This is a genomic window from Chloroflexota bacterium, from assembly GCA_020850535.1.
Lineage (GTDB): Bacteria > Chloroflexota > UBA6077 > UBA6077 > JACCZL01 > JADZEM01.
The window spans coordinates 1-26,366 of record JADZEM010000077.1 but is presented as its reverse complement, the minus strand read 5'-3'; the positions used below and the strand labels follow the sequence as shown (position 1 = coordinate 26,366).

Genomic DNA, 26,366 nt, shown 5'->3' with positions numbered 1-26,366 from the left:
GAAGACGTCAGATTCCAAGAGGATGGCCGACGCCGACGTCGCGTGGCAGGGACTACCGCCGGAGCCGTCGGCGCGCTACTACTTTCGCGTGCATGGCTCGCGCATCCCGATCGACTACGATGTGGAGGAGTCGCTGACGAACAACGGCGAGCACCTACACGCCATCACACGCGACCCGGCCAACGATCGCGGGATGGACTGGCTGGGGGCTACACCGTCCGTGAACCTGAAGAGTTTCTCAGCAAGCCGCGTCTCTGTGGGAGCGTTCACGCTATGCGTCAGAAGACGGCGTCACGATCACTTATCGCGTTGCTGGTGCTGGTGCTGCTGATCGGGGGGAACCCGGTGGCAGCCCTGGCAATCGCAGGGCCGCCCGGGAGCGGGCCGGCCGCTGAAGCCGTCGCCGCGGATCGAGCCGCCAGCCAGCAGGCGTTGCCCCAGGCCCAGGGCGCTGCGCCGGTCATCCCTTGCACCGACCTGCCCACCCGAGACTTCTCAGCGCTGCCGGACGCGACGCTCCGGATCGCAGGGGCGGTTGAGGTCGCGGCGACCGGCTCGGATCCGGCCTCCTGCAAGGTCACCGGGACTGTCGGCGCGAACGCCCAGTTCGTCGTGCAACTGCCAGTCACCGGCTGGACCGGACAGTACTTCCAGAGCGGGTGTGGTGGCTACTGCGGCAACCTCAACCCGGGCGCAGACTGCCAGGCGGCGTTCAGCCGTGGGGCCGCCCTCGGGTACAGCGACCTCGGCACGAAGGGCATGAATGACCTGTCCTGGGCGCTGGACGACGGCGCGCGCCGCGACTTCGCGTACGCCGCGAACCACCAGCTTGCCGTGGCCGCGAAGGCGTTGATCGCCGCGTACTACGGTCAGCCGCCGGCCCACAGCTACTTTATCGGCTGCTCGGATGGCGGGCGCGAGGCCCTGATGGAGGCCCAGCGCTTCCCCGACGACTTCGACGGCATCGTGGCGGGGGCGCCGGCCTACCTGCTGGCCTTCCTCAACTACTTCCAGCACGCCTGGATGTACCGGGCCAACACGGACGCCCAGGGCAATCGGATCATCGGCGCGGACAAGGCGGCGGTGCTGCACGCGGCGGTGCTTGGCGCATGCGACGCGCTCGACGGGGTCCAGGACGGCCTGCTGACCGATCCACGTGATTGCGCCTACGATCCTGGCGCGCTGGGCTGCCCGCCCGATACGGACGTCCCGGACTGTCTGACGCCGGCGCAGGTGGAGGCTGCCCGCAAGATGTACAGCAGCCCGACCGATGCCCAGGGGCGGCACTACTATCCAGGTGGCCTGACCTACGGCTCGGAGCTGAAGTGGGCCGGCGGCGCAGGTCCGATGGGCGCAGACGTCTCGTTCGACAAGCTGATCGTGGATGCGTACGCCGGCTACCTCTCGCTGCCATTGCCGTACCAGGACACGAGCATGACCGCCGATACCGTGCGGTTCGCACCGGCCGACTTCTTCAGCTTGCTGCCGATGGCGTCCGTCTACAACGCCAGCAACCCCGACCTGACCCGCTTCCGGGATCGTGGCGGCAAGCTGATCCTCTACCACGGCTGGGCCGACGACTCGATCGTGCCAGCCGGGACGCTCGCCTACTACGCGGCGCTGCAGCGGCAGATGGGTGGCCTCGAGGCGACCCAGCAGTTCGCGCGGCTGTTCATGTTCCCCGGGGTGTACCACTGCTCCGGCGGCGAGGGTCCGAGCCACTGGGACATGGCGACGCCGATTGCGGACTGGGTCGAGCGCGGCGTGGCCCCGACTGTCATCGTGGCCTCGCAGTACGAGAGCGACGTGAGCACGGCGGGCGGAGGCTTCGAGAACCCGACCCAGGTGCAGGGGCCGCCGTCAGACGGGCAGGGTGCGCCGGCCGGCGGCCCACAGCCGGCGGCTGCGGCGAGGCCGGCCGGCGGGGCGTCGAGCCAGGGGCCGAGCGGCCGGGTGGTGCGGTCACTGCCGGCGTTCGCCTATCCGCTGCGGCCTCAGTACACGGGCGCGGGCGACCCGAACGACGCCGCGAGCTACGTCCCGGTGCTGCCGGCCACGCCGCGCCAGGACGATGTCGAGTGGATCGGCCGGGGGACGCTGGCCCCGTAGCTGCCAGGCCACCACTGCTCAGGCCCGACGACGCTGCACCACGAGGGCAGCATGAATTGCCCTGTGTGACCTGGCTGGCCGGAGCGGCGTCCGGCTGGCGCCGTGTACCCTTCCGCACACGATGCTGCCGACCGCGCCCTCTGACACCGAAGCGCATCGACGAGGTTGCCGTGGACATTCCGTTTCCGCCCGAGCACCGCGCGCGCGTCATCGTCAATACCGACGCCAAGAACGAGGCCGACGACCAGTTCGCCATCGTGCAGGCCCTCCTGACGCCGTCCTTCGAGATCCCGGGGATCATCCCGGCCCACTTCGGCACGCGCCGCACCAATGAGTCGCTGAGGCAGAGCCACGACGAGGTGATGCTGCTGCTCGACCTGATGGCCGAGATGGGCTGGCAGGGGGATGTGGCCGTCGCGGACGGCGCGCCGCACGCCATGCCCGACGAGCACACCGCCGTGCCCTCGCCCGGCTCCGAGCTGATCGTCCGCGAGGCCCTGAAGGACGATCCGCGCCCGCTCTACGTCCTCTTCTACGGCCCGCTCACCGACATGGCGAGCGCCCTGCTCCAGGAGCCGCGCATCCAGGACTGTGACGTCAAGGTCGTGTGGATCGGCGGCGGCGCGTGGCCGGTGGGCGGCCAGGAGTTCAACCTCTCGAACGACATCCCCTCGGCGAACGTGGTGATGCGCTCCAGCCTGGAGCTGTGGCAGATCCCGAAGCCGGTCTACCGGCAGATGGGCGTCACCTACGCCGAGCTGCTGGAGCGGGTGTACCCGTACGGGCCGCTCGGCCGGTACCTCGTAACCCAGCTGGTGGAGCTGAACGCCCGCCGCGTGAACGGCCCGATGGAGTACCGCTCGCTCGGAGACTCGCCGGCCGTGGGCGTGGTGATGAACCCGGAGTGCGGCCACTGGGAGTGGCGGCCCGCCCCCGAGTTCGACGAGCTGATGCACTACGTCCACACGGGCCAGAACCGCCCGATCCGCGTCTACGACTGGGTGGACCCGCGCTTCATCCACGAGGATTTCTTCGCGAAGCTGGCGCGGCTGGCGCGCGGCGAACCGGTCCCCGAGGAGATCCGGCAGGCGGCCCAGGCCCACGACGAGCGGTAACGCGGGTCGAGAGAGCGCCTGGGAGGGAAAACTCCCAGGTGCGCACGTTGATGGGCGCGGGGCGCTCGGGTACGATCATGGACGCCGTGCCCCTGGAGCCTCGTGCTCGACGGCTGGCCCGAGCCGAGACAAGGGAGACGCCAGTGCAGGGCGGAGACGGTGCGCGGTCGAAGGTGACCATCGATCTGAGCGAGCTGCGAGTCCGACTCGACCAGATGACCGAGCGGATCGTGAGCCGCCTCAAAGACCGCTCGCGGTTCGCGCTGAACCAGGCCGTCTACACGCCAGGGGCCATCGAGATCGCCGGGCGCAGCGGCAGCTCCTTCCTCGAATTCTCCATTGAGGGGTTGGAGGCGTACCACGCCTCGCTGGGCCGCTTCGACTACCCCGACCAGCACCCGGTCTCGGGGGCGAATCTCCCCAGTTCGCCGGTCCGGCGGGTCCGCTCCGAGGCCGGCATCGAGCCGCGTTCCATCAGTATCCGTGACAATCTGCTCAGCTTTTACCTCAGCGTCCTCCCCGCGCTGTGCCGCCCGGGCGACGAGCCGCAGAACTACGGCGAGACGGTCTACGTGGACGCCGACCTGCTCCAGCTGCTGAACGAGCGGATCAACGTCGGGCGGTTCGTCGCGGAGGCCAAGCTGCGGAACGATCCGACCGTCGGGCCGGCCCGCCACGATGCGGCGCTGCTGTCGGCCGCCCTGCGCGACTCGAAGCGCGAGGAGGCGCTGATCGGGGTGGTGCGCGCCACGGCTGCCCGCTACGAGCTGGATTCGGACATCGTCGAGCGGATCTTCCGCTGGATCATCGAGGAGACGCTGCGCGTCGAGGTGGTCTACCTCCAGGGGTGAGGCGGCCGGCCGCGCGCCGCGCCACCGGCCGCGGGGTCGCACGGCCGCGGGGTCACGAGGATCGGCTACCCTCTCGGATGAAGGCTGACGAATTACCGCGGCAAGAGCCCTCCACACCCTACCATGGGGCCCCTTGATCCCCTCACCCCCCGACCCCCTCTCCCTGTGCGCGGGAGAGGGGGAGGCACACCCGGGTCGCGTCTCCCCCTCTCCCGCGCACAGGGAGAGGGGGTCGGGGGGTGAGGGGCGTCCCGGCTGGCGCACAGACGACGCGGTTACTTCGTCAATCTTCATGGGCAGGCGCGTCGTCGCGCGCTCGCGTCCCAACACCGATCCCACCAGCGGAGGTGCGTCCTCATGGTCGCGTTGCGCGCCGGCCTGGCCGTTCGCAGTCCCAACCCCGTCGAGACCCTCGCCACCATCGTGCGGGCCGAGCAGCAGGGCCTGCCGGCCGTCTGGTCTACCGTGGGCGGGACCAACCCCGACGCCGTCTCGCTGTTCGCGGCGGCGGCGGCCCAGACCAGCAGCATCGGCCTCGGCACGGCGATTGTGCCGACCTATCCACGCCACCCTGTCGCGCTGGCCACGCAAGCGCTGGTGCTGGCCGCCCTGGCCCCGGGCCGGTTCCGCCTCGGCATCGGCCCGAGCCACCGCCCGACCATCGAGGGGATGTTCGGCATCCCGATGCGGCGTCCGCTCGACCACCTCCGCGAGTATCTGACGATCCTGCGCGGCCTGCTCTGGGAGGGCAGCGCCGAGTTCGCGGGCGAGCATTTCCAGGTCAGGGCGAAGCTGCCGGACGGCGTCGAGCCGCCGAAGACGCCGCTGCCGATCTCGGCGCTGCGGGCCGGTGCGTTCCGACTGGCCGGCGAGATCGCGGACGGCGCGATCTCCTGGGTCTGCCCCGTGCCGTACCTCGTCAACACGGCGAAGCCGGCCCTCGAAGCGGGCGCGCAGGCGGCCGGCCGCCCGGCCCCGCCACTGATCGGGCATGTGTCGGTGGCGGTGGGCACAGGCCGCGCGGCGATCCGCGCCGCTGCCCGCCCGCAGTTGGCCAATTACGCCCGCCTGCCGTTCTACCAGGGGATGTTCGCCGACGCCGGCTACCCGATCCCGGCCGACAACACCATGCCCGATGCCCTGCTGGATGAGCTGGTCGTCTCGGGGACGCCCGACGAGATCGCGGTACGGCTCCACCAGATCCAGGCGGCCGGCGTGGACGAGCTGCTGATCATGCGGATCACCGTCGAGGATGGGGCTGCCGAAGAGCAGACCCTGATCGAGCTGCTGGCCCGGGAGGCCGCCGCCTCGTGACGTCCGGCCCCGACCTCCGCACGCCACCTTCGAGCGATCCACCAGCGGCCGGCCCGGGGCACGGGCCGGCCGCGCACGATCCCAGCCCGGCCGGGCCAACGACGACGGCGGGGCTGACCGCCTCAGCCGGGCCAACCACTCCGACTGCCCCGGCCGCGAACGGCGTGGCGCAGCCGGCCCCGCCACGTCCTGCCGGGCGCCGCTCCGGCCCGCTGGCCGGCTTCGCGCCGTTCACGCTGTCCGGGTTCCGCTTCCTCTTCCTCGGCACCACCCTGACGATGGCCGGCTACTTCATGCAGATGGTGGCCCAGGGCTGGCTGATCTACGACCTGACCGGCTCGTCCACCTGGCTCGGCATCGTCTCGTTCGCCAACGGCATCCCGATGCTGGTGCTGGCCCTGCCGGCCGGCGTGCTGGTGGACCGCGTCGACCGGCGGTTCGTGCTGAGCGTGGCCCAGGTCGGCACGGCGTTGGTCTCGTTTCTGCTGGCGGGCATGATCTGGATCCAGGCGATCGAGGCGTGGCACGTGGCCGTGCTCTCGTTCGTGTCGGGCTGCTTCTTCGTCGCCATCGTGCCGGCCCGGCAGGCGCTGTTGCCGGGCCTCGTCGAGCGCTCGATGCTCAGCCCGGCCATCGCGATGATGTCGGCGGGGACCAACTTCGGGCGGGTGATCGGCCCGGCCCTTGGCGGCCTCACGATCGCCACCCTCGGGGCGGCGCTGGCGTTCGGCCTGCAGGGCGTCGGGTTTGTGCTGGCGCTGCTCTGTGCCGTGCTCTTGCCCAGGCCGCGCGTCGCCAGCCGGCCCCGCTCGCGCTCGGCGTTCGGCAGTCTGCTGGAGGGGCTGCGCTACGTCTGGCAGAACGGGACGGTCTTCAACCTGATGCTGCTCCAGGCGATACCGGCCTTCATCCTGATGCCGTACACCAACCTGATGCCGATCTTCGCGCGGGATATCCTGCACGCTGGCCCGGACGGCCTTGGGACGCTGATGATGGCGATGGGCATCGGGGCGCTGGCCGGCTCGATGCTGATAGTGTTCCTGCCGGCCCGCCGCCAGGGGCTGATCCTGCTGGTGGCGCTGTCCGGCCTGAGCGTCGGGCTGATCGGGCTGGCCGCCAGCGAGTCGTTGCTGCTCTCCATCGGCATCATGGGGCTGATCGGCCTGACCCAGTCGGTGTACCTCGCCACCAACAACACGCTCGTCCAGCTCGCCGTGCCGGACGCCCTCCAGGGCCGGGTGATGAGCGTCTACATGACCACCTGGGGACTGCTGCCGCTGGGCGCGCTGCCGCAGGGGATCCTGGCGGACCACGTCGGAGCGCCGGCGGTGGTGGCCGGAGCGGGGCTGCTGAGCCTGCTGGTGATCGGCGTGATGGCGGCGCGGAACCCGAGCCTGCGGACGCTGTAGCACGGGCCGGGAGAAGCCCCCGCGCCACGGCTTCGCCTGCCACGGCTTCGCCTGCCGCGGAGTCTCCTTCCGGCTCGCGGTGTCCTGACATGTGTGTCGCATCAAAGCGAACAAGCGGCTGGCACGGTGCATGCATGCTGTCTGCACTGGTCCCGCGCGCCAGCCAGCACGGCATTCGTGCGCGCGTCATCAGCTCAACAGAAGATGGCGGCCCATCCCCAGCGTCGCGGAGAAGCCCCCGCCCTTTGGAGGCACAGTATGCGAATCGCTCAGGTTGCTCCGCCGTTCGAGTCCGTTCCACCCACCCGCTACGGGGGCACGGAGCGGGTCGTCTCGCTGCTGAGCGAGGAGCTGGTCAGGCGCGGCCACGAGGTTACCCTGTTCGCCAGCGGCGACTCGGTCACCTCAGCCCGACACGTCGCAACCGTCGACACGGCCCTCTGGCGGCAGGAGGCGGTCCGCGATCCGCTGCCCTACTGGGCCATCACGGCCGGGGAGGCGTTTCGCGCGGCAGCGGCTGGCCAGTTCGACGTGGTGCACTCGCACCTGGACTTTCATGCGTTCGCCTGCGCCTCCCTGGTCGAGACGCCCACGGTCACCACGTTGCACGGTCGGCTGGACTTGCCAGATCTGCCGCGCCTGTACGCACGTTTCCCCCGGGCCGGGGTCATCTCGATCTCGAACAGCCAGCGGGAGCCGCTGCCCTCGGCCAACTGGCTCGGGACGGTCTACAACGCCGTCGATATCGAGAAACTGCCGTACAGCCCGCGCGGCGGCGAGTATCTGGCGTTCCTGGGGCGCATCTCTCCCGAGAAGGGGGTGGATCACGCCATCACCATCGCGCGGGAGGCCGGGCTGCCGCTGAAGATCGCCGCGCGCATGCCGCTGCGGGATACGAGCGATCCAAACGTGCGGGCAGACTGGGACTACTACGAGGGCGTGGTCAAGCCGCTGATGGCCCACGGCCACGTCGAGATGGTGGGCGAGGTTGGGGACGGTGATAAGCCGGCGTTTCTGGGGAACGCCCTGGCGCTGCTCTTCCCGATTGACTGGCCGGAGCCGTTCGGGCTGGTGATGGGCGAAGCGCTGGCCTGTGGGACGCCTGTCATCGGGCGGCGGCGCGGCTCGGTGCCCGAGGTGATCCGGCACGGCGTGACCGGGCTGATCGGCGAGACGAACGCCGAGTTGACCCAGTTGACACGCACGCTTCACACCATCGACCGGGCCGCCTGCCGCGCCGAGGCCCTGGAGCGTTTCTCGCCGGCGGCGATGGCGACCGGCTACGAGGCCATCTACGAGAGCACGGCGCGCCAGCAGGCCCGCATGGCCAGGACGCTTGACCTGGAGGCGATCATCAGGGCGCCGGACCTGGACGAGCGGCACTCGATCTCGGGAGCGGCGCCGGCCGCGCATCAGCGAGACGGGCTGGTGAGCGGCACACATCCTGCTTCTGAAAGCCGGCGAGCGCGGACGTTTGCGACCGGCCCCGGCGCCTGAGGGCGCCAGGGAGCACGGGGCGGTCGAGCGCAGCGCACATCACATCGTCAGGAGGCCCGACCATGCCTGCACAGGATCGGCGGGACGCGGCAGCAACGACCGAGCATGCCCCAGGCGAGGCGCGTGACACGCGCACCCGCCTGGACGCGGAGCAGATCGAGAGCGGGGGTGGGCTGCGCTACCAGCAGCGCCACCGTGATCCTGCGGCGGCAGACGACGCCCCGCCCAGCAGCGTCTCCGTCGAGGAGCCGAGCCTGCGCCAGCGCGGCGAGCACTACGGCAACCCTGGCGCAGCAGATCGGGAAGCGCTGCACGAGCACGGCTATCCGAAGCTCGGCGGCAAGCTGCCGTCCCGCGTGACACAGGTCGAGCACGGGCCGTACGCGGGCGGCAGCCAGCAGGGTGACACGAAACAGCGCCGCTAGCGCGGCCGCGCTGGCGGCGCGTCGCGCACCGTCGTCGGGGCGTGAAAGCCCCGTCTACCATCCTGCAGTCGCTTCGCGACGCTCCAGGCTCACCGGTCGCTGCTGTTCTCGGCATCCGTCGCGCAGCGACTGAATGACTGTAGACGGGGGTTTCAACCCCCGACTGCGCGTCTCACCGCGTTCTGGGAAGACCAGCGAACAGGCGATCGCCCTGGTCGTTCTGGTTATGCAGTTGCACACCGTTGCAGGACGTGGTACGGTCCGCGCTGCAACCGCTCGGGTGGGGTGTCAGGGGAAGCCGGTCAGAGTCCGGCGCTGTCCCGCAACTGTAGGCGAACGCTGCGCTCAGGCAGCGTCGCGAGCCAGGCTACCTGCCTTCACCAGCGCCGAACTCCTTCGAGCGAAAGGTGGAGGCGATGTCTGTCGCACTGTGTGAACGTGCCGTCGTGCTGGCGGCCCACGGGACGCGCGATCCGGCCGGCGCTGCCGAGGCGCGGGCGTTCGCCGCCGCCCTCGCCGCACGCCTGGGGCCGACGCTCCCGCTCTGGCCGGCCTTTCTGGAACTGACCGACCCGCCGATCCTCGACACCCTCGCGCGGCTGGCCGAGGCCGGGGTCCGCGAGACCGTCGTGCTGCCGCTGATGCTGTTCGGGGCCGGGCACGTCAAGAACGACGTACCAGCCGCGCTGGCCGTGGCCCGCGAGCGTCACCCGACGCTCACCCTGCGGTACGGCGCGCCGCTCGGCGTGCAACCAGAGCTGCTGCGCGTGCTGGACGAGCGGATCGCAGCGGTGGAAGAGGCCGTCGGGCCGTTCCCGCGCGAGCGTACGGGGATCGTCCTGGTCGAGCGCGGCAGCAGCGACCCTGACGCCAACGCGCAGGTGTACCACCTGGCTCGGATGCTCTGGGAGGGGCGGGCGTTCGGCTGGGTGGAGCCGTGCTTCGTCGGGATCACCCGGCCGACGCTCCAGGAGGGGATCGCCCGTTGCGTGACCCTGGGGGCCGAGCGGGTCATCGTGCTGCCGTACTTCCTGTTCACGGGCGTGCTGGTGCGCCGCATCGGCGAGATGGTGGCCGAGGTGATGAGCGGCCTGCCGCACGTTGAGCTGCTGGTCGCGGACCACCTGGGCGCGCATCCGGAGATCCTCGGGCTGGCCGAGCGGCGCATCGGCGAGGCGCTCGCGGGCAGCGTGGCGATGCGCTGCGACTGCTGCGTCTACCGGACGCCGCTGATCGGCTTCGAGCAGATGACCGGGCGCGAGCAGACGTCCGACCCGGCCCACGGCCTGCGCGAAGGCGGCGCCGGGCTACACGACCACCACCGCGCCCGGCGGTGACGGCGTGGGGCGCCTGGGGTCACGGCCGGGCCCGAAGCCGGGTCCGGTACGGCAGGCCGCCGCCACTCCCAGATGCAAAGAGTTGCAGTTACAAAGTATGCTGTAGGGCAGGGTATCCGCCTGGCAGCGACGCACGAGCCGCAACGTGCCCGCGGCGCTCGCGCCGAGACTTATGATACAGTGTCTCATCTATGAAGGAGGGGCGATGCTCCGGTCTCGCGGTCTGCTCTTCTCACGGCGGCTCTTCGTTCGGGCCTTTGGGACGGCGGCCATCTCGGGCGCGGTCGGCGCGCTGCTCGCAGGTCGTTCGGCGACGGCCGCTGCTGCCTCGGTTGTCGGGCCGCACGCGCCGGCCGGCCTGCGGCAGACGTCACGTACGCTGACGTTCGTCGATTCGTTCGAGCCGAAATCGTACGCCGATGGCGATATCTTCGTCATGCGCGAGGGTATCGGCCAGGGGCTGCTCAGGATCAACTTCCAGAGCCAGTTCGAGGGCGCGCTGGCGACCTCCTGGAGTCTGGACGATCCGGCCACCTGGCGGTTCACACTCCGTTCCGGTGTGACGTTCCACAACGGCGTGCCGCTCGACGCCGGAGCGGTCGTTGCCAGCCTCCAGCGGCTGGCCGAGTCGAAGAACGCCGCCGCGGCCTTCAGGGGCGCGGCAATCACCGCGGTGGACGCCGCCACCGTCACCATCCGCACCGTGGCGCCGGTGCCGTATCTCCCGGCGATCCTGGCAGACAGCAAGGCCGTCATCTACGAGCCGTCGGCCTCGTTCGGTGCGGACGGCTCATTCATTGCGCCGGTGGGCACGGGGCCGTTCAAGCTGGTGGACTTCCGCCCGGGCGACCGCCGCGTCCTTGAGGCGCATACGGCCTACTGGGGCGGCACGCCGGGCGTCGGGCAGGTGCAGTACTTGACCGTGCCGCAGGGCCAGACCCGCGCCAACATGATCCGCTCCGGCGAGGCGGACATCGCCCGGATCATCAACCCCGCCGATCTCGCCGCCCTTCAGGCCGCCCCGAACGCCCGGGTATTCACCCTGCCGCTGCCACGCGTGCGCCTGCTCTACCTGAACGTGCAGGGGCCGCGCACCGGCGACGTGCGGGTCCGCCGCGCCCTGGCCCACGCCGTGGACCGCGAGACCATCGTGCAGACGGTGCTGGAGAACCAGGGCGCATCCCAGGCGGCGATCTTCAACCCGGCCTATCCCTGGGGCAACGCCGGCCTCACCGGTCTGCCGTTCGACCAGTCGGCAGCGCGCACGCTGCTGGCCGAGGCAGGCTACGGCCCGAGCAGCCCGCTTGCGCTGACCATCACCACCTATCCATCGCGCCCGGAGCTGCCGCTGCTGGCTCAGGTGCTCCAGCAGCAGTTCGCGGATGTCGGGGTGCAGGCCGAGATCAGCGTCGTCGAGGGGAGCGTGATGGAGGGCGCGGGCCTGCGCGGCGAGAACGACATCTCGCTGGTGGCGCGCAACCCGCTGTTCCTGTTCGATCCGCAAGCCACCTTCGAGTCTGACTTCTCCAGCGGCGGCTCGTACAACCTGACGCGCTACGCCAGCCTCGACGCCGAGATCGCGGCGGCCGGCACGCTGCAGGACACCACGGATCGCTACGCACGGTATCGGCAGATGGAGCAGCAGATCGTGGAGCAGGACGCCGCCGCCATCGTCCTCAGCTCGTACATCCAGATCGACGCCACCCAGGCGACGATCTCCGGCTACCAGCCCCACCCGGCCGACTACCTGGCGCTCACCGAGCAGATCGTGAAGGCGTGACGGCCCTCGGGTGGTCGTGGGGCGGCAGATGAGCGGGCCAGCGGTCAGGATACGCGTCGGCACGATCGACGGGATGGCGGGTGGAATGGGGGCCGGGCTGGTGGGCGGGCTGGCGGCCTGGCTGGCGACGCGGCTGGGGCTGCTCGCCTTCACGCTGCTGGTGTCGTCGTTCCTGGTCTACACGCTGACCGTGCTCGTGCCGGGCGATCCCGCCCTGGCGCTGTTCCGGGCGCGCTTCGGGGAGGGGGTGCCCGCCGAGCGGCTCCAACTGGAGGCGATCCGCCGCGAGACCGGCTTCGACCGCTCCATTCCAGAGCAGTACGCGCTGTGGCTCGGGCGAGCGCTCCAGGGCGATCTCGGCCAGTCGTTCACGAAGCGCCGTCCGGTTATGCCGCAGATCGTCAGCCGGCTGCCGGTGACCCTGGCGCTGACGCTCGGAGCGCTGGCGGTGGCGCTCGTCCTGGCGATCCCGGTCGGGGCACTGGCCGCTCGCAGCGGGGCCTGGACGCGGCTGGTGCTGGGCGTCACGCAGCTGGGACTGTCGATCCCTGACTACGTCCTGGCGCTGGTGCTGATGCTGACTTTCGCCGTCAAGCTCGCAGTGCTGCCGGTCTCCGGCTGGCAGACGCCGGCCGCGTTGATCCTGCCGCTGGCCACCCTGGCCTTCCGGCCCTGGGCGACCTTCACACGGCTGGTCATGGCGGGCTTTGACGAGACGCTTCGTTCGGACTGGGTGCGGACGGCCCGGGCCAAGGGTCTGCCAGAGCGAATCATCCTGACGCGCCACGCCCTGCCACACACGCTGCTGCCGGTCGTCAGCCTGCTCGGAGCCTCGGCCAGCGGGGCGCTGGCCGGCGGGCTGGTGGCCGAGGTGATCTTCGCCATCCCGGGCGTCGGCCGGCTGCTCTACGAGGCGATCGGCGAACGGGACATCCCGACCGTCCAGGCCTGCCTGCTGATCCAGGTCTCGCTGGCGGTGCTGGCGAACTGGGCAGCCGACCTTGCGGCCCGACAGCTCAACCCGCTCCTGCGGGTCCCCGAGTGAGCGCCATCTCGGTGCAGCCCGGCGAGCCACCCGCCCCAGGTCCGGCCCGGCCGGGCGTCGGGAGGCCGGGCGCCGGGCGGCCCCGCCCAGGCGTCACGGCCCTCCTGCCGACCATCCTCCTGGTTGTGGTGATCGGCGTCGTCGTACTCGGGCCGCTGGTCTGGGCCGTTGACCCGCGCACGCAGACGTTGACGGCCCGCCTCCAGGGCCCGAGCGTCGTCTACCCGCTCGGGACGGACGCCCTGGGGCGGGATCTGCTGGCGCGAGTCCTGCACGGCGGCCGGCTCAGCCTGGGGGTCAGCCTCGTCATCACCCTGATGTGCGCGGCCATCGGCGTCGGGCTCGGGAGCCTCGCCGCGAGCCGTGGCGGCTTCCTCGACCAGCTGCTCACCCGGCTCATCGATATCCTGCTGGCGTTCCCCTTCCTGATCCTGGCGCTGGTGGTGTCCGGGCTGTCTGGCGGTGGCATCAACGGGATCGTGCTGGCGCTGGGGCTGTTCGGCTGGGGAACGTATGCGCGGCTGGCCCGTGTGGAGACGGCCCGCATCCGCGTGCAGCCGTTCGTGGAGTCGGCGCGGGTGCTGGGGCAGACGCCTGTGAGGACGTTCTTGCGCCATGTCCTGCCGAACGCCATGCCGTCGCTGCTGGTGCTGGCGGTGGCCCGCTACGGCCAGACGATCCTGACCATCGCGGGCCTCTCGTTTCTCGGCGTCGGCGTGAAGCCGCCGACGCCCGAATGGGGCGCAATGCTGGCCGAAGCGCTGCCGTTTCTGGAGCGAGCGCCGCACGTCCTGCTGGCGCCGGCCCTCGCCGTGACCGTGTCCTGCTTCGCCGTGAGCCTTGCCGCCGAGAGCTGGCGGCGCTTTCTGGATCCGACGAGCCGGAGCAGCCGCGCCTTCGATCATCGGTAATCCTGACGATACGCCCTCACTTCCACGACAAAGGACTGACCGTATGACCGCATCCACCGTGACCGGTATCAACTGGCAGGGCTGGCTCGCCCGTTGGGACGCCCAGCAGCAGGGCTACCTGCCGGACCGCGAGGAGCGCTTCGCGATCATGCTGGACGTGCTGGACATGCAGCTTCGACCGGACTTCGTGGCGCTGGATCTGGCCTGCGGTCCCGGCTCCATCTCCCAGCGGATCGTCGGGCGGTTCCCCGCCGCGCAGACCGTGGCGCTGGACACGGACCCGGTCCTGCTGGCGCTCGGGGCGGGGGCGCTCGGGACGCTGGACGGCCGGGTCACCTGGCTGAAGGACGACCTGAACGACCCGCGCTGGATCGAGCGACTCCAGGCCGCACTGGCCGGCCAGCCGCTGGACGCCGTCCTCAGCTCAACGGCCCTGCACTGGCTGGCGGGCGATGCGCTGGCGCGGGTGTATCGCCAGCTTGGCAGCCTGATGGCCCCGGGCAGCGTGCTGATGAACGCCGACAACATGCCGTTCGGGCCGGCCCTGCCCGGCTTCCAGCGGATGGCCGAGCAGGTGAAGCAACGCGAGCAGCAGGCGGCGTTCGCGGCCCCCGACGCCGAGGACTGGGCGACGTGGTGGCAGCATCTCGAACGGGAACCCGCGCTGACTGGCCTGTTCGCCGAGCGCGAGGCCCGCTTCGCCACCCGCGACCGCTCGTGGATCCGCCCAGGCTACGACTTCCAGGTCGGCGCGCTCCAGGAGGCCGGCTTCCGGGAGGTCGGCACGTTCTGGCAGCGCCGCGACAATCGCGTGCTGCTGGCGATCAAGTGACGGAGCTGCTCATCCGACCGGCCACGCCCGCCGATGTCGAGGCGGTACGGGCGTTCATGCTGCGGATCTTCCAGGACGATTATGGGTACGGCTACCGGCCCGAATGGCACTGGGACTACGACGATCTGCAGGGCGTCTACCTGGACAACCCACGCCACACGCTGCTGCTGGCGCTGGAAGACGACACCGGCGAGCTGATCGGCATGGGCGGTGTGCGGTCGGGCGGGCCAACCGCCGACACGCTGCCGGTCTGGCTCCGCGAGCGCTATCAGCCCCCGGAGCGGACGGCGCAGATCGTGCGAGTCTTCGTGGCGGCCGGGCAGCGGCGGCGCGGGGTCGCACGCCGGCTCGTGGACGCCCTCCGCGCGTTCGTGCGGGAGGCCGGCGGCTACGAACGCGTCTGCCTGCACACCGAGCAGGCCGTCGCGTTCTGGCAGGCGATGGGCTGCCGCGTCGTGTACGACGGCCGCACGGGCACGCCGCCAGCAGGCTCCGTCCACTTCGAGCTGGACGCGGACTGACGATGGCGTTCAGTACGCCCCGCTCTTGCCGATCACCGCCGGGATCGTCCGCAGGATGATCTCCAGATCCCACCACAGCGACCAGTTGCGGATGTAGTGCAGGTCCAGGCGCACCATGTCGTGGAACGGCACGTCGCTCCGGCCGCTCACCTGCCAGAGGCCCGTCATGCCCGGGACCGCCCGCAGCCGCCCGAACTGCCAGTCCTCGTACTGGGCCACCTCGCTGGGGACGGGTGGGCGCGGCCCCACCAGGCTCATCTGCCCCAGCAGCACGTTGAACAGCTGCGGCAGCTCGTCCAGGCTCGTGCGGCGCAGCACCCGCCCGATCTTCGTGACGCGCGGGTCGTTCCGCATCTTGAACAGCGGCCCCGACGCCTCGTTCTGGGCGCGCAGCTCCTCCAGGAGCCGGTCGGCGTCCTGGCGCATCGAGCGGAATTTCAGCATCGTGAAGCGGACGCCGTCCTTGCCCACCCGCTCCTGTCCGTAGAAGATCGGGCCGGGCGAGTCGAGGCGGATCAAGATGGCGATGGCCGCCATGACCGGCGCGAGGCCGATCACCGCCAGCGTCCCGAACACGAGGTCGAAGGCGCGCTTGAGCCAGGAGACGGGGGCCACCGGCGCAAACCCGATGAACGAGCGCCCGCCGTGGCGGTGCAGCGCGAACCGCTCCGGGAGCGGCTCGCCGAGGTCCGCCGCGAACTTCACCTGAACCGGCCGCCCGAAGCCGCGCGCCACGATCCGGCCGAGCTGCTCGCGACGGCTGGGCGGCAGCGCCACGACGATCTCGTCGACGCCGTACTGTTGCACCAGCCGGTCGAGGCTGGCGATTGGCCCGATCAGCGAGAGCTCGTGGGCCTCGGCGTCCTCCAGGTCGGAGCCGTTGTCCACGTACCCGACCACCTGACAGGAGGTCGCCAGCTCGCGGGCCAGATCGCGCCCGGCCACGTTCGCCCCGACGATCAGCACCTTGCGGGCCGGCACGACTGCGTCGCGGGCCGCCGCGTAGCCGCTGACGGCCAGCCAGCGCCAGCCGACCAGCCCGATCACCGAGAAGGCCCAACCGGCCGCGAACCAGAGCCGCGAAAAGCGAAGATCGCCCAGGAAGAACGACATCGCCACCGTCAGCACCAGGGCCGTCGAGACCGTCGAGACGATCATCTGGAACCGCGTCAGCCAGGAGCGCGGGCGGTCCAGGTCGTAGAACTCGTGGAGGGCGAACAGGACGACGGCGACCAGGCTGACCAGCGCGCCCAGCCGGACGTACTCGTCCAGGCCGAGCGCGGCAGCCTCCAGGTCCGGCACGATGAAGCGGACCCAGTAGGCCAGCAAGAACGCCCCGACGACCAGCAGGGCGTCGCCGGCCATGACCGCGGCTCCCGCCAATAACGGCAGGCGGCGGCCAACCCAGGCCGTGGGAGAGGACCAGCCTTGCCGGCTGGCGGGCACATCAAGCGTGGACATGGCGTACTACAGGTCGTCGTGTGGCGTCGGGCGACGCTCGTCGCGACTCCCCAGTGCCAGCGAGACCGGCCCGGCCAGCGCACAGGCGAGCAGCGCCGAGGCCCAGCCGAGGCCAGCCCCAATCAGGACGGCGCTCCCGCCGAACCGCTGCCAGAACCCGCGCTCGGGCAGCACGTCGTCACGGGCGGCGAAGTGCGGCGCGCTCACGGCGTTGCCTCCGCCGGGACCGCCATGCGCGAGCGCTCCCGCGCCTGCCGCACCAGCCAGAAGAGCACCGGCATGTCGTCGAGGATGTACCGCCGCCAGAGCCGGTGGGGCTCCTGCAGCAGGCGGAACAGCCACTCCAGGCCGGCATGCTGCATCCAGCGCGGCGCGCGCGACACGACGCCCGCCAGCAGGTCGAGCACGCAGCCGACGCCCATCGCCACCGGCACGTCGAGCCGGTCGCGGTTGGCCCGGATCCAGATGTCCTGCTGCGGCGCGCCGAGCGCGACGAAGAGGAACTCCGGCTGCGCGGCGTTGATCGTCGCCAGGATGCGCTCGTTCTCCTCGTGGGTGAGCGGGCCGAACGGCGGCGCGTAGACGCCGGCGATCTTCAGGCCCGGGAACCGCTCCTGCAAGGTCAGGGCGGCCTCGTCGGCCACGCCGGGCGCGGCGCCCAGTAGGAAGATGCTGCTGTCCGTCTCGACGGCCACGCGGCAGCACTCGTCCAGCAGCTCGACGCCCGTCAGACGCTCCGGCACCGGCTCGTCGGTCAGCTTGGAGACCCAGACCAGCGGCATGCCATCGGCCACGGCCAGATCGGCCTTGTTGAGCGTCTCGCGGAAGTAGCTGTCCCGTCGGGAGATCGCGACGAAGTCGAGATTGACGGTGACGATCTGGTTCAGCGTGCCTGACCGCAGGAAGCCCCGAATGCGCTCAACCGCCGACCCGGTATCCACACGGTCGATCAGCACGCCGCCGAGATCGATCCGCCGGCGCGCTTCGCGCCCCGGATGGGTCGGATGGGAGACGATTTTCCCCGCGGCGTGCCGAGGCGTCTTTTGGACCGCCAGCGCCTCAGTTGCCATTTCTCGCCCTCGACTCCTCAATTCCAGCAGCGACGCTTGCCCGTGCGTCGGCCAGATATACATATGATCCGGTGACATACGCACTCTGACCGTAGATACCCCGTTGCAATTTGGTTCCCGGTTGGCCGGCCCGCCCGATGTCCACACCCATCACCCATAGCACCCCTACGACAGCTGCCTGTGCTGGCCCGGAGATCGACCACCACGGGCCAATACCCAGGGCCACCGCCGACCGGGAGCCACGCTGCCGGCGCAACTCCCAGCGGATGCCTGCCTCGCGAACGCCACCCTCTGGGCTGAATCGCTTCGGGGTACGCGTGGGCGCACGCATCCTATGGGATAGAACGCAATGATGTGACGGGGAGGGTCGGGTTGACCGCGCCTTGCTCCTGATCTGTTCACGGTGACGTCTGAAGGTTGCCTGCCACGTTGCTGGCGGGCCGCGGCGATCGGGCCGCGCGCCGTTCCTGCGTCCCGATCGGTCGTCTCTAGAAAACGTCTCAAATGCACCACGGATGCGTGACCTACCAGAACGATCATCGGCGGAACACGGCGCTCAAGATGGCCCGTGCTCGCGTCCGCCGTCGGCCCATCAGCACGAGATTCGGGAGCATCCCGCGCCACGAGTCGGCTGCAAGAAACTGTACCGCCCGCCGCCGCATGTGCCCTTCGAGATTCGCGACTCCTTCGGGCGGCCAGACCTGCCGGTAGAGCAGCCTGACGGGGGCTGTCGGCGCGAGCATCTGCAGCACGCCCGGCGGCACCGGCGCCAGAAAGACGGTCGAGGCCAGCCAGAGCGTATACCAGACGGAGCCCTCCACGCCCTCGGCCTGGGCGTCGGCCTTGACGGCATCCCAGTCGAGCGTCGCGCCGTAGCGCCGCACCAGCAGGTCGATATCTTTGAGCCAGATCAGCCGGTTGAAGCCGTGCTTGTGGACGTGGACGGACAGCTGGATGATCTGATCTTCGAGGCTGAGCATCTGCACGCCAGGCTGGCTCGGCAAGGGCTGCGCGCGCTCCCAGCGTAAGCCCTCGTGGGTCGTGCGGAGGCCCATCTGGAGCGGGTCGAGGTGCAGCTCGACCATCACACCCTCACTGGGGGTGCCGCGCGGCCCCAGGAAGACCCGGTGGAACGCCGTGCCGCCGTGCACATGGTGCGCGTGCGTCTGCCGCTCGACCTCTGCGCCGTGCGGCACCTCCCCCAGCCCGACGCTGAGGATCGCCTGGACGGCGGCAGCTTCGTCAGGCTCGCGGACGTTCAAGTCCAGGTCTGAGTACGGCCGGAGGGTCGGCTCGCGATACACCAGCTGGGAGAGGACGGGGCCTTTCAGCAGGATGAACGGCACCCTGGCCGCCGAGAACGCCTCGGACAACTGCCCGAGGGCCACGTTCAGCCGGGCGACGTGGGCGATCTGCGCCAGGGCGGCGGTCCGCAGGCCGTCTGCCACGAAGACCGGCACGTCCAGTCGGTCGCGGGTGATCGCCTGGCGGACGTAGCCGGAGACGCCGTGGCGGGCGGCCAGCTCGGCGACCGTCTGCCAGTCGCCGACGGCGCGAACGCACTGCTGCAGCTCCCGCGGCAGCAGGGTGTCAGGCTCGCGGACACAGCGGGTGATGAACCGGGCTTCCGGGCTGATCGGCATGCACGTCCCCGCGCCCAGGAGACAGCGGACCGTGTCCTGCCCGTTCCTGGCCGTTCTGGTCACTAGGATTCTAGGATATCGACTTGCGTTTGTGACACAGCGTGAGCGTCTGGTGCGGCCGGGAGCATCGTCGCCCACGGTACGTGCGTGGCGACGGCAAGAGTCCTGAACGCGGACTTACCACCCTGGCATGGCGCGCCAAGTATACTCGCGCCCACCTGGGCCCCTTTTCCTGCCGTTCGGCCGTTATACGGTCAAGACAGGGGCCGCAGGAGCTGTGCGTCAGCATTCAGAGAAGTCTACGCCGGCAGATACAGCTACGCCGTTCGATACAGCCAGGCCATGCTGGACGCCCCGGCGGAGGTCGCACCATGAAGATCCTGCTGGTTGATCAGGATCCGGAGCTGCTCGAACCGATCTCGCGGGCCTTCCTGCGCGGCGGCTACGACGTCGTGTCCGCGCTGGACGGCGAGCGAGCGCTCGACCTGATCCCCACGGCCCGCCCGGATATGGTCGTGTTGGAGCTGGACCTGCCGGGCATCGACGGCTTCGAGGTCTGCCGGCGCGTCCGTATCGACAACCAGGTGCCGCTGATCGTCCTGACCACCCGCGACGACGAAGAGGACGTGATGCGCGCCTTCCGCCTGGGTGTGGATGACTTCGTCGTGAAGCCGTACAGCCCCCGGCTGCTGGTGGCTCGCGCAGCGGCGGTGCTGCGGCGCACGGGCCGGCCCGCCAGGCAGCAGCGCGGCGACCACGTCCAGGCCGGCACGCTCGACCTGGACGTGCAGAGCTTCGAGGTGCGGAAGGACGGCCAGCAGATCCGCCTGACGCCGCTGGAGTTCCGCATCCTCCACATCCTGGCAGCCAACAAGGGGCGGGTGGTCCCGTACGATCGCCTGATCGAGTACGCCTGGGGGCACGACGGCGGCAGCCCCTCGCACTTGAAGATCCGCATTTGCAGCATCCGGAAGAAGCTCGGCCTGCCGGTCAGCGGCGATGTTGGGATCAAGGCTATCGTCGGCACGGGGTACACGCTGCGCGGTTTGTGATGGGTCTGTCAGGGCGGCCGCGGGCACAGGGGGCTGCGATCCTGGCACCATCCGCATACCGTGCGGACCACGCTCCCGTGCTGGCCCACCGGTATTGGTATCATCCTGAAAGAAAGTCAGGCCGAAGAAGGACGATGACCAGAACCCTCTTCGTGGTCAGCGCGAACCTGCCAGACGGTATTCCACCCCAGGGCGACGGTCCCAAAAAGGACTATGCCGCCATCGCCGAGCGGCTCGGGGCGGACCTCCTGGACTGGTCCGCTGCCAGAGGCAACCCGGTCCTGCGCCTGCTCTCGAAGGTCGCCGGCCGCTCGGCGACGCAGGCCCTGCTCGCCTTCCTCCGTCGCCGCCACTACGACGTGATCCTGACTGACGGCGAGCACATCGGCATCCCGCTGGCGCTGCTCCTGAAGCTGGCCTCATCGAAGAAGGCGCACGTCACCATCGGCCACCGACTCTCAACATCCAAGAAGCGCCCGTTCTTCAAGTGGCTGCGCGTCCAGACGCACATGAGCGCCGTCGTGCTGCACTCGCGGTTCCAGTACGACCTGGCCCTGGACGAGCTTGGCTTCTCGAAGGAGCAGTTGGCGCTCCTGCCGTATCAGGTCGATCCCGACTTCTGGCATCCGATGGATGTGCCGGAGGAGCGGCTCGTCACCAGCGCCGGGCTGGAGTATCGCGACTACCCGACGCTCTTCCAGGCGGTTGACGGTCTGGACGTGAAGCTGGTCGTCGGAGCGTCAAGCCACTGGTCGAAGCGGCGGAACACGGCCCTGGACGCGCCGCGCCCGGCCAACGTCGAGGTGAGCAGCTTCAACTACCGCGAACTGCGGGATCTTTTCGCGCGGGCGGCCATCGTGGCGGTCCCCGTGGACGACGTGGACTTCCAGGCCGGCGTGACGACGATCCTCGAAGCGATGGCGATGGGCAAGCCGGTCATCGTGACCCACACCTACGGCCAGACGGACGTGATCCATGACCGCCGCCTGGTGACGCGTGGCAACGGCAACGGCGGGGAGGACCGCGACCGCCCGATCAGCCTGCTGCACGATTTCGCGGAAGAAGAGGGCGTGCCGCTGGAGCCGAACGGCTTCTACGTCCCGCCGAAGGATCCGGGCGCGCTCCACCGCGCCATCGCGTTCCTGCTGGAGAACCCGGAGCACCGCAGGCAGCTCGGGGAGGCCGGCCGCCGGACCGTCGAGCACCTGATGTCGGTGAACCAGTTTGCCGAGCGCATCGCACGGGTGATCGAGCTGGTACGGACGCCGCAGCAGGGCCGGCCGCCACTCTCAATCGTCCCGACGGCCGACCCGCTCACAGCCAGGTCGCGCGGTCGTCAGGTATCCTGACGACCAGGAGCGTCGTGGCAGGATCGCCAGTGCGTCTCGTGATGCGTGCCGTACGCACAGCGCTCGCCCTGGCGGCCGGCGGGCTGGCCGCCCTGACGGGCTATCTGCTGCTGCTGACCGGCGCGGCGCTCTGGGCGCGGCTCATGGGCGTCAGCGGGCCGCCTGAAGGGGGCCAGCGGCGGCGCTTCGCCATCCTGGCGCCGGCCCACGACGAGGAGTCCACCATCGGGCGGCTGCTGGCGAGCACGGCGGCCCTCGACTATCCCAGGTCACGCTACGACGTGGTCGTGGTGGCGGACAACTGCACCGACCGCACGGCGGAGATCGCACGGGCGGCCGGAGCACAGGTCGAGGAACGCTCCGACAACGCCCACCGGGGCAAGGGGTACGCGCTGCGCTGGGTGCTGGCCCGCCTCCGCGAGCGCGGCGCACGCTACGACGCCTACGTGGTGATCGACGCCGATACCGTCGTCGCGCCGGACCTGCTGACACGGATGGATGCCCATTTCGAAGCCGGCAGCGCCGTCGTCCAGGTCTACTACACGGTCCTCAACGCGGACGAGTCGCCGCTGGCGGCGCTGCGGTACGCCGCGCTGGCCGCCTTGCACTATGTTCGCCCGCTCGGCCGTCGTCAGCTCGGGCTGTCCTGCGGCCTGAAGGGCAACGGCATGGGTTTCCTGGCCGAGGTGCTGGAGCAGCACGGCTGGGAGTGGTTCACGCTGGCCGAGGATGTCGAGTTCCACCTGGCGCTGGTCGCGGACGGGCTGCGGGTGGACTTCATCCCCGAGACGACGGTCCTGGCCGACATGCCGGTCACGTTCGCGCAAGCCGAAAGCCAGAACGAGCGCTGGGAGCGCGGCCGGGTCGAGATGCTGCGCGAGCGCGGCCTGGGGCTGCTGCTGGCCGGCCTGCGCCAGCGCGATCCGGTCCGCCTGGACGCCATCGCCGAGCAGTTGATCCCGCCGCTCTCGGTGCCGGTGGTGCTGGCCGGGGCGCTGACCGGGGCCGGGCTGCTGTGCCGCTCGCGGCTGGCCGCCGGGCTGGGGCTGTTCAGCCTGGGCGGCCAGCTTGCCTATGTCCTGACCGGGCTGGTGCTGGTCGGCGCGCCGTGGCGGGTGTATCGCGCCCTCGCCTACGCCCCGACCTATGTCGGCTGGAAGGTGTGGCTGTACGCGCGCTCGCTGGCGGCGCGGGGGTCCGGTCCGTGGATCAGGACGGCCCGGAGCTAAACCAGGGCCGTCCTGAAGGCAGCACGTTGACATGTCGTGAGGTAGCTCCAGCGCGCGTCAGGGCGTCGGGTAGGTGGCCGGCTGCCCCAGCTTGAACCGGCGGATCGAGTACGCCGTGCTGTCCACCGTCACCGACGAGGCCAGATGGTAGCCGTCGGTGTAGTTGACGCCGGCGATGCTGCTGGCGTTGAAGGTGTGGTCGATGACGTCCGCGTGCCACCGCGCGGCGCTGGCGTCGTAGAAGCTGGCGCGGACGCGCAGCTGCGTCGCGGAGACCTGATCCCAGCGGGCGCGGATGATGTCGCCGGCCTCGGGGATGTGGCTGCCGCCGCCAATCGACGCCAGCGGCAGCGGCCACTCGGCGAGGATCGTCGGGCCGGAGCCGTCCCAGACCTCGAAGATCAGCGAGACGAGGCCGCCGCCCCGCCCCATCGGGATCACTTCCAGGTTCTGCTCGCGGTTGATCTCCTTGCGGAAGCCGACCATCGGACCGAAGTAGCTGCCGTTCGCCGGGGTCCGGTTGGACGGCGTGCCGTTCGGCCAGCCGATCTCGATCTCGGCCCAGCCGGAGGTCAAGTCTGGGAAGCGGTCCAGGTTCCGGCCGGACTGGAGCCGGTCGGTGGCGCTGTACAGCCCGTGGACCGGCGCGAGCCGCAGATCGTTCGCCCAGGTGGTCCAGTCGATCTGCCACCCTGCGCCAGACTGGGTGCGATAGTCGATCTCCTGGACGTTGGCTGTCGAGCGGGTGTCGGGGCCGTCCGGCAGGGCGGCGGTGGTCGGCTGACGCCAGCGGTCCACGAACACTTCGAGCGGGCTGGTGCTGTTGGTGTCCACCACGCCGATGGCCGCCTGATCGTAGGTCTCGCTCTGCATGCGGCCCTGGTGGTACCAGCCGAAGAAGGCGCCGTCGATCGAGAAGGCGAAGGCGCGCTTGACGCCCGGCCCGGCCTGGCTGTGCAGCCCCAGCTCCAGCTCGAACCAGCGGTCGGTGGGAACCTGTCCGTAAACCGGGAACTCAATCGACGTGTTATCCCAGTCCCGCTGCCCCACGGCATACAGCGCGCCGTTCTGGCGCACCCGCAGGGACCAGCCGTAGTTGGAGCCGCTGGCCCACAGCCGCCCGAGCGTCAGGTAGCTGGTGGACCCGAGCGCGCTGACGGTGGAGGATGGCACGTAGACGCTGGCGCGCTGCCAGTACCAGTCGCCGGGCCGCTCCTGCCAGGCGCGGCCGGCGGCAGCGTTCTGGAAGTTGACACGCAGGCCGGCCCTGCCGCCGCTGGTGGTGGCCGCACGTGCCACGAAGCTGCCATCCACGGCGGAGACCGCCGAGCTGCGGGTGATGCTGCCGGTACCGGTCACGTCCCTGGAGACGACCCAGGAGGCCGGCTCCGCCTCGAACGCTTCGCGGACCGGCGCGCCGCCCGGCTGCACGGTTCCCGTCGGCGTGGGCGTGACGGCGCGGGTCGGCGTCGCGGTGGGCGCAGGCGTCGGCCAGGCGTTCACGCCGCCGCCCACAAAGGTTGACCAGTCGCCACAGGCGTCGCGGGGCGTCAGCGGGACGGTCACGGCAGCGGTGGCCGGCCCCTGCTGGACGGTGAACGACGCCGTCTGGGTGCCGGCCGGGTAGGTGGCCGTGAAGCCGCCGGTGGTGCTGGTGGGCCGGCCCGGCACGTCGATGCGCGCGTTCGAGGCCGTCCCGAACCGGATCGACTGGAGGTCGCCAGCCCCGGCGGTCACCGTCACGGTCAGGATGCTGGGCACCGCACGGCTCATGACCACCTGGACGGCGGGACGTGGACTCGGGCAGGCGCCGGCGGCTTGCCGGAGGGGCATCGTGTTGGCGGCGGACCCGGTGGCAGTCACGGGGCCAGCCGCTGGACCGGCCCTGAGGCCCAGTGCCAGGGCGAGCACCAGCAAGGCGCCTGCCAGCGCAGCAGCAGATCGGCTCGCGACCCGGGAATTCGGTTGCGGCTCTGGCATCGGCTCGGTCCCCTGCACCGGGCGTGACGAAGGCGCGCGCATCGGAGGCTACGTGTCGGGCCGGCCCGCCCTGGCCGACGCGGCGTGCATTGCTCCACGGTAGGATACGCCGGATCTCCTTGCGAATACGCATACGTGTGGGCAAAGGATGTAACCGCCTGACAGGCAGCGCCCCGTGCCCGCGCTCCTTGTCGCGCGCCCAGCACGCACATCGGCCGCTGGATCGGCAGCGTCCCGATCCAGCGGCCGATGTGTACCTCTGACATGTGATGGCACGGTCTTGCGTGCCCTGGGGCCGGGGCGCTCACGAGCCGAGCGCCATCCGGCCTTGCGGTGCGGGAACCGTGCCGCGCGTCAGGGCGTGACGATGAAGGCGTCGATCCCGACGTAGTAGCCGCTGGACGCGGACTGCTTGCTCCGGGTCACCACGACCTGGATCGTGTGGCTGCCGCGCGTGACGTTGTAGGTCGCCTTCTTCTGTGCGGTGGACGCGCCGTACTGGTCGAGCGTCCCGACCACGGCGCCGTCGATCTTGATCTGCGCGATGCCTCGGTTCGTATTCTGCCGATAGACGAGCTGAATGCTCGATCCCGTGAAGGTGTACGAGGCCGAGTCTCCTCCGAACTCGCCGAGCTTCTCGGAACCGCCAACGGCCGCGGAATCCGTCGTCACGGGCCACCAGCCCTTCCAGGTGATGCTGGCGCTCGTGCTGTCGATGGTTGTGGTTGCGCCCGAAGCCGGCGTCGCGGTGGCCGGCGCCGTGGTCGAGGTGGGGACACGGGTAGAGGTTGGGACGGCCGTCGGGGGCGACGTGGGAGCCGACGTTGCCGTCGCCGGCGGAGACGTTGGCGCTGAGGTCGCCTTCGGCGTGGCCGTCGCGGTGGCGGTCCCCGGAGAGGACGCCCCGCCGCCATCGACGAGCAGCGCATCAAGGCCGACGTAGTATCCGGACGATGCGGACTGCTTGGCGCGATTCACGACGATCTGGATGGTGTGCGCGCCCGGGGCGACGGAATAGGTCGCCTTTTGCTGTGCGAGCGCCGGCCCGTATTGATCGAGTTGTCCAACGGTCGTGCCGTCGATCTTGATGGCAGCGATCCCGCGATTGGTGTCCTGCCGATAGACGACCTGAACGCTTGATCCAGTGAACGTGTGGGACGCGGAGTCGCCGCCGAATTCGCCAATGCGCTCGGACCCGCTGAGCGCGCTGGAATCGGTCTGCGCCGGCCACCAGCCACTGAAGGTGATCGCCGTGCTGGCGCTGTCCACGACCGAGCCGCCGCCTGACGAGGCCGGCGTGGCCGTGGGAGCGGTGACGGTGGCTGTCGGGGTGGCGGTAGACGAGACCGGCGAGGTGGGGGTCGCGGTGCCCGTGCCGCCGGAGCCGCTGTGGCGGAAGACCGACAGCTCGCCGCCGTTCCCCGAGACGATCACGT

The 26,366-nt window shown here is 70.3% G+C and carries 23 protein-coding genes and 1 riboswitch; of the genes, 17 read left to right on the top strand and 6 right to left on the bottom strand.

The window, feature by feature from the left end; all coding sequences use genetic code 11:
• Positions 1-22: 22 nt before the first annotated feature.
• The 14 genes from IT306_11580 (at position 23) to IT306_11515 (ending at position 15,146) form a co-directional block, all read left to right on the top strand.
• Positions 23-331 carry a DUF3500 domain-containing protein gene (locus IT306_11580; protein ID MCC7369057.1) on the top strand — a complete coding sequence of 103 codons (309 nt, stop codon included), beginning with the start codon at positions 23-25 and terminating at the stop codon, positions 329-331.
• Positions 274-2,109, top strand: coding sequence for a tannase/feruloyl esterase family alpha/beta hydrolase (locus IT306_11575; protein ID MCC7369056.1), 1,836 nt, complete (start codon positions 274-276; stop codon positions 2,107-2,109). Before IT306_11580 ends, IT306_11575 begins: the two co-directional genes overlap by 58 nt.
• Positions 2,110-2,279: 170 nt before the next feature.
• Positions 2,280-3,224 (top strand): nucleoside hydrolase, encoded by a 945-nt coding sequence (locus IT306_11570; GenBank protein MCC7369055.1) that lies wholly within the window; start codon positions 2,280-2,282, stop codon positions 3,222-3,224.
• Positions 3,225-3,367: 143 nt separating this feature from the next.
• The gene (locus tag IT306_11565; GenBank protein MCC7369054.1) at positions 3,368-4,075 is read left to right on the top strand and encodes a chorismate mutase; all 708 of its coding nucleotides are present in this window, start codon (positions 3,368-3,370) and stop codon (positions 4,073-4,075) included.
• 357 nt (positions 4,076-4,432) lie between these two features.
• Positions 4,433-5,389, top strand: a complete 957-nt coding sequence (locus tag IT306_11560; protein ID MCC7369053.1) for an LLM class flavin-dependent oxidoreductase — start codon at positions 4,433-4,435, stop codon at positions 5,387-5,389.
• Complete coding sequence (locus tag IT306_11555; protein MCC7369052.1) at positions 5,386-6,798, top strand: MFS transporter; 1,413 nt, start codon at positions 5,386-5,388, stop codon at positions 6,796-6,798. The genes IT306_11560 and IT306_11555 overlap by 4 nt, the downstream gene beginning before the upstream one ends.
• 258 nt (positions 6,799-7,056) lie before the next feature.
• On the top strand, positions 7,057-8,295 hold the full coding sequence (locus IT306_11550) for a glycosyltransferase family 4 protein (protein MCC7369051.1): 1,239 nt from the start codon (positions 7,057-7,059) through the stop codon (positions 8,293-8,295).
• Between the two features lie 62 nt (positions 8,296-8,357).
• Entirely contained in the window at positions 8,358-8,720 is a 363-nt protein-coding gene (locus tag IT306_11545; GenBank protein ID MCC7369050.1) for a hypothetical protein, read from the top strand.
• A 240-nt stretch (positions 8,721-8,960) separates the two neighbouring features.
• A riboswitch (cobalamin riboswitch) is annotated at positions 8,961-9,114 on the top strand.
• Between the two features lie 22 nt (positions 9,115-9,136).
• Positions 9,137-10,057: a sirohydrochlorin chelatase gene (locus IT306_11540; protein MCC7369049.1), complete on the top strand. Its 921-nt coding sequence runs from the start codon at positions 9,137-9,139 to the stop codon at positions 10,055-10,057.
• 205 nt (positions 10,058-10,262) lie between these two features.
• Positions 10,263-11,837: an ABC transporter substrate-binding protein gene (locus IT306_11535; protein ID MCC7369048.1), complete on the top strand. Its 1,575-nt coding sequence runs from the start codon at positions 10,263-10,265 to the stop codon at positions 11,835-11,837.
• Positions 11,838-11,910: 73 nt separating this feature from the next.
• Entirely contained in the window at positions 11,911-12,882 is a 972-nt protein-coding gene (locus IT306_11530) for an ABC transporter permease (protein MCC7369047.1), read from the top strand.
• A complete protein-coding gene (locus tag IT306_11525; protein ID MCC7369046.1) occupies positions 12,879-13,793 on the top strand; it encodes an ABC transporter permease in 915 nt (304 codons plus the stop codon). Before IT306_11530 ends, IT306_11525 begins: the two co-directional genes overlap by 4 nt.
• 43 nt (positions 13,794-13,836) lie before the next feature.
• Entirely contained in the window at positions 13,837-14,625 is a 789-nt protein-coding gene (locus IT306_11520) for a methyltransferase domain-containing protein (protein ID MCC7369045.1), read from the top strand.
• A 56-nt stretch (positions 14,626-14,681) separates the two neighbouring features.
• Positions 14,682-15,146, top strand: a complete 465-nt coding sequence (locus IT306_11515) for a GNAT family N-acetyltransferase (GenBank protein ID MCC7369044.1) — start codon at positions 14,682-14,684, stop codon at positions 15,144-15,146.
• Between the two features lie 9 nt (positions 15,147-15,155).
• On the opposite strand, the gene IT306_11510 is transcribed toward IT306_11515, so the two are convergent.
• From IT306_11510 to IT306_11495, 4 genes are all read right to left on the bottom strand, one after another.
• Positions 15,156-16,607 (bottom strand): sugar transferase, encoded by a 1,452-nt coding sequence (locus tag IT306_11510; protein ID MCC7369043.1) that lies wholly within the window; start codon positions 16,605-16,607, stop codon positions 15,156-15,158.
• Positions 16,608-16,613: 6 nt separating this feature from the next.
• Positions 16,614-16,814 carry a hypothetical protein gene (locus IT306_11505; protein ID MCC7369042.1) on the bottom strand — a complete coding sequence of 67 codons (201 nt, stop codon included), beginning with the start codon at positions 16,812-16,814 and terminating at the stop codon, positions 16,614-16,616.
• Complete coding sequence (locus tag IT306_11500; protein MCC7369041.1) at positions 16,811-17,677, bottom strand: WecB/TagA/CpsF family glycosyltransferase; 867 nt, start codon at positions 17,675-17,677, stop codon at positions 16,811-16,813. Before IT306_11500 ends, IT306_11505 begins: the two co-directional genes overlap by 4 nt.
• 536 nt (positions 17,678-18,213) lie before the next feature.
• Positions 18,214-19,320 (bottom strand): nucleotidyltransferase family protein, encoded by a 1,107-nt coding sequence (locus IT306_11495; GenBank protein MCC7369040.1) that lies wholly within the window; start codon positions 19,318-19,320, stop codon positions 18,214-18,216.
• Between the two features lie 371 nt (positions 19,321-19,691).
• Here IT306_11495 and IT306_11490 point away from each other — a divergent pair, with 371 nt between their 5' ends.
• The 3 genes from IT306_11490 (at position 19,692) to IT306_11480 (ending at position 22,950) form a co-directional block, all read left to right on the top strand.
• On the top strand, positions 19,692-20,372 hold the full coding sequence (locus IT306_11490; GenBank protein ID MCC7369039.1) for a response regulator transcription factor: 681 nt from the start codon (positions 19,692-19,694) through the stop codon (positions 20,370-20,372).
• A gap of 134 nt (positions 20,373-20,506) precedes the next feature.
• Positions 20,507-21,721, top strand: a complete 1,215-nt coding sequence (locus IT306_11485) for a glycosyltransferase family 4 protein (GenBank protein ID MCC7369038.1) — start codon at positions 20,507-20,509, stop codon at positions 21,719-21,721.
• 14 nt (positions 21,722-21,735) lie between these two features.
• Complete coding sequence (locus tag IT306_11480) at positions 21,736-22,950, top strand: glycosyltransferase (GenBank protein ID MCC7369037.1); 1,215 nt, start codon at positions 21,736-21,738, stop codon at positions 22,948-22,950.
• Between the two features lie 57 nt (positions 22,951-23,007).
• Here the strand turns inward: IT306_11480 and IT306_11475 are convergent, their stop codons facing one another.
• Positions 23,008-24,711, bottom strand: coding sequence for a hypothetical protein (locus tag IT306_11475; GenBank protein MCC7369036.1), 1,704 nt, complete (start codon positions 24,709-24,711; stop codon positions 23,008-23,010).
• A 573-nt stretch (positions 24,712-25,284) separates the two neighbouring features.
• A partial coding sequence (locus IT306_11470; protein ID MCC7369035.1) for a hypothetical protein occupies positions 25,285-26,366 on the bottom strand: 1,082 nt, incomplete at its 5' end.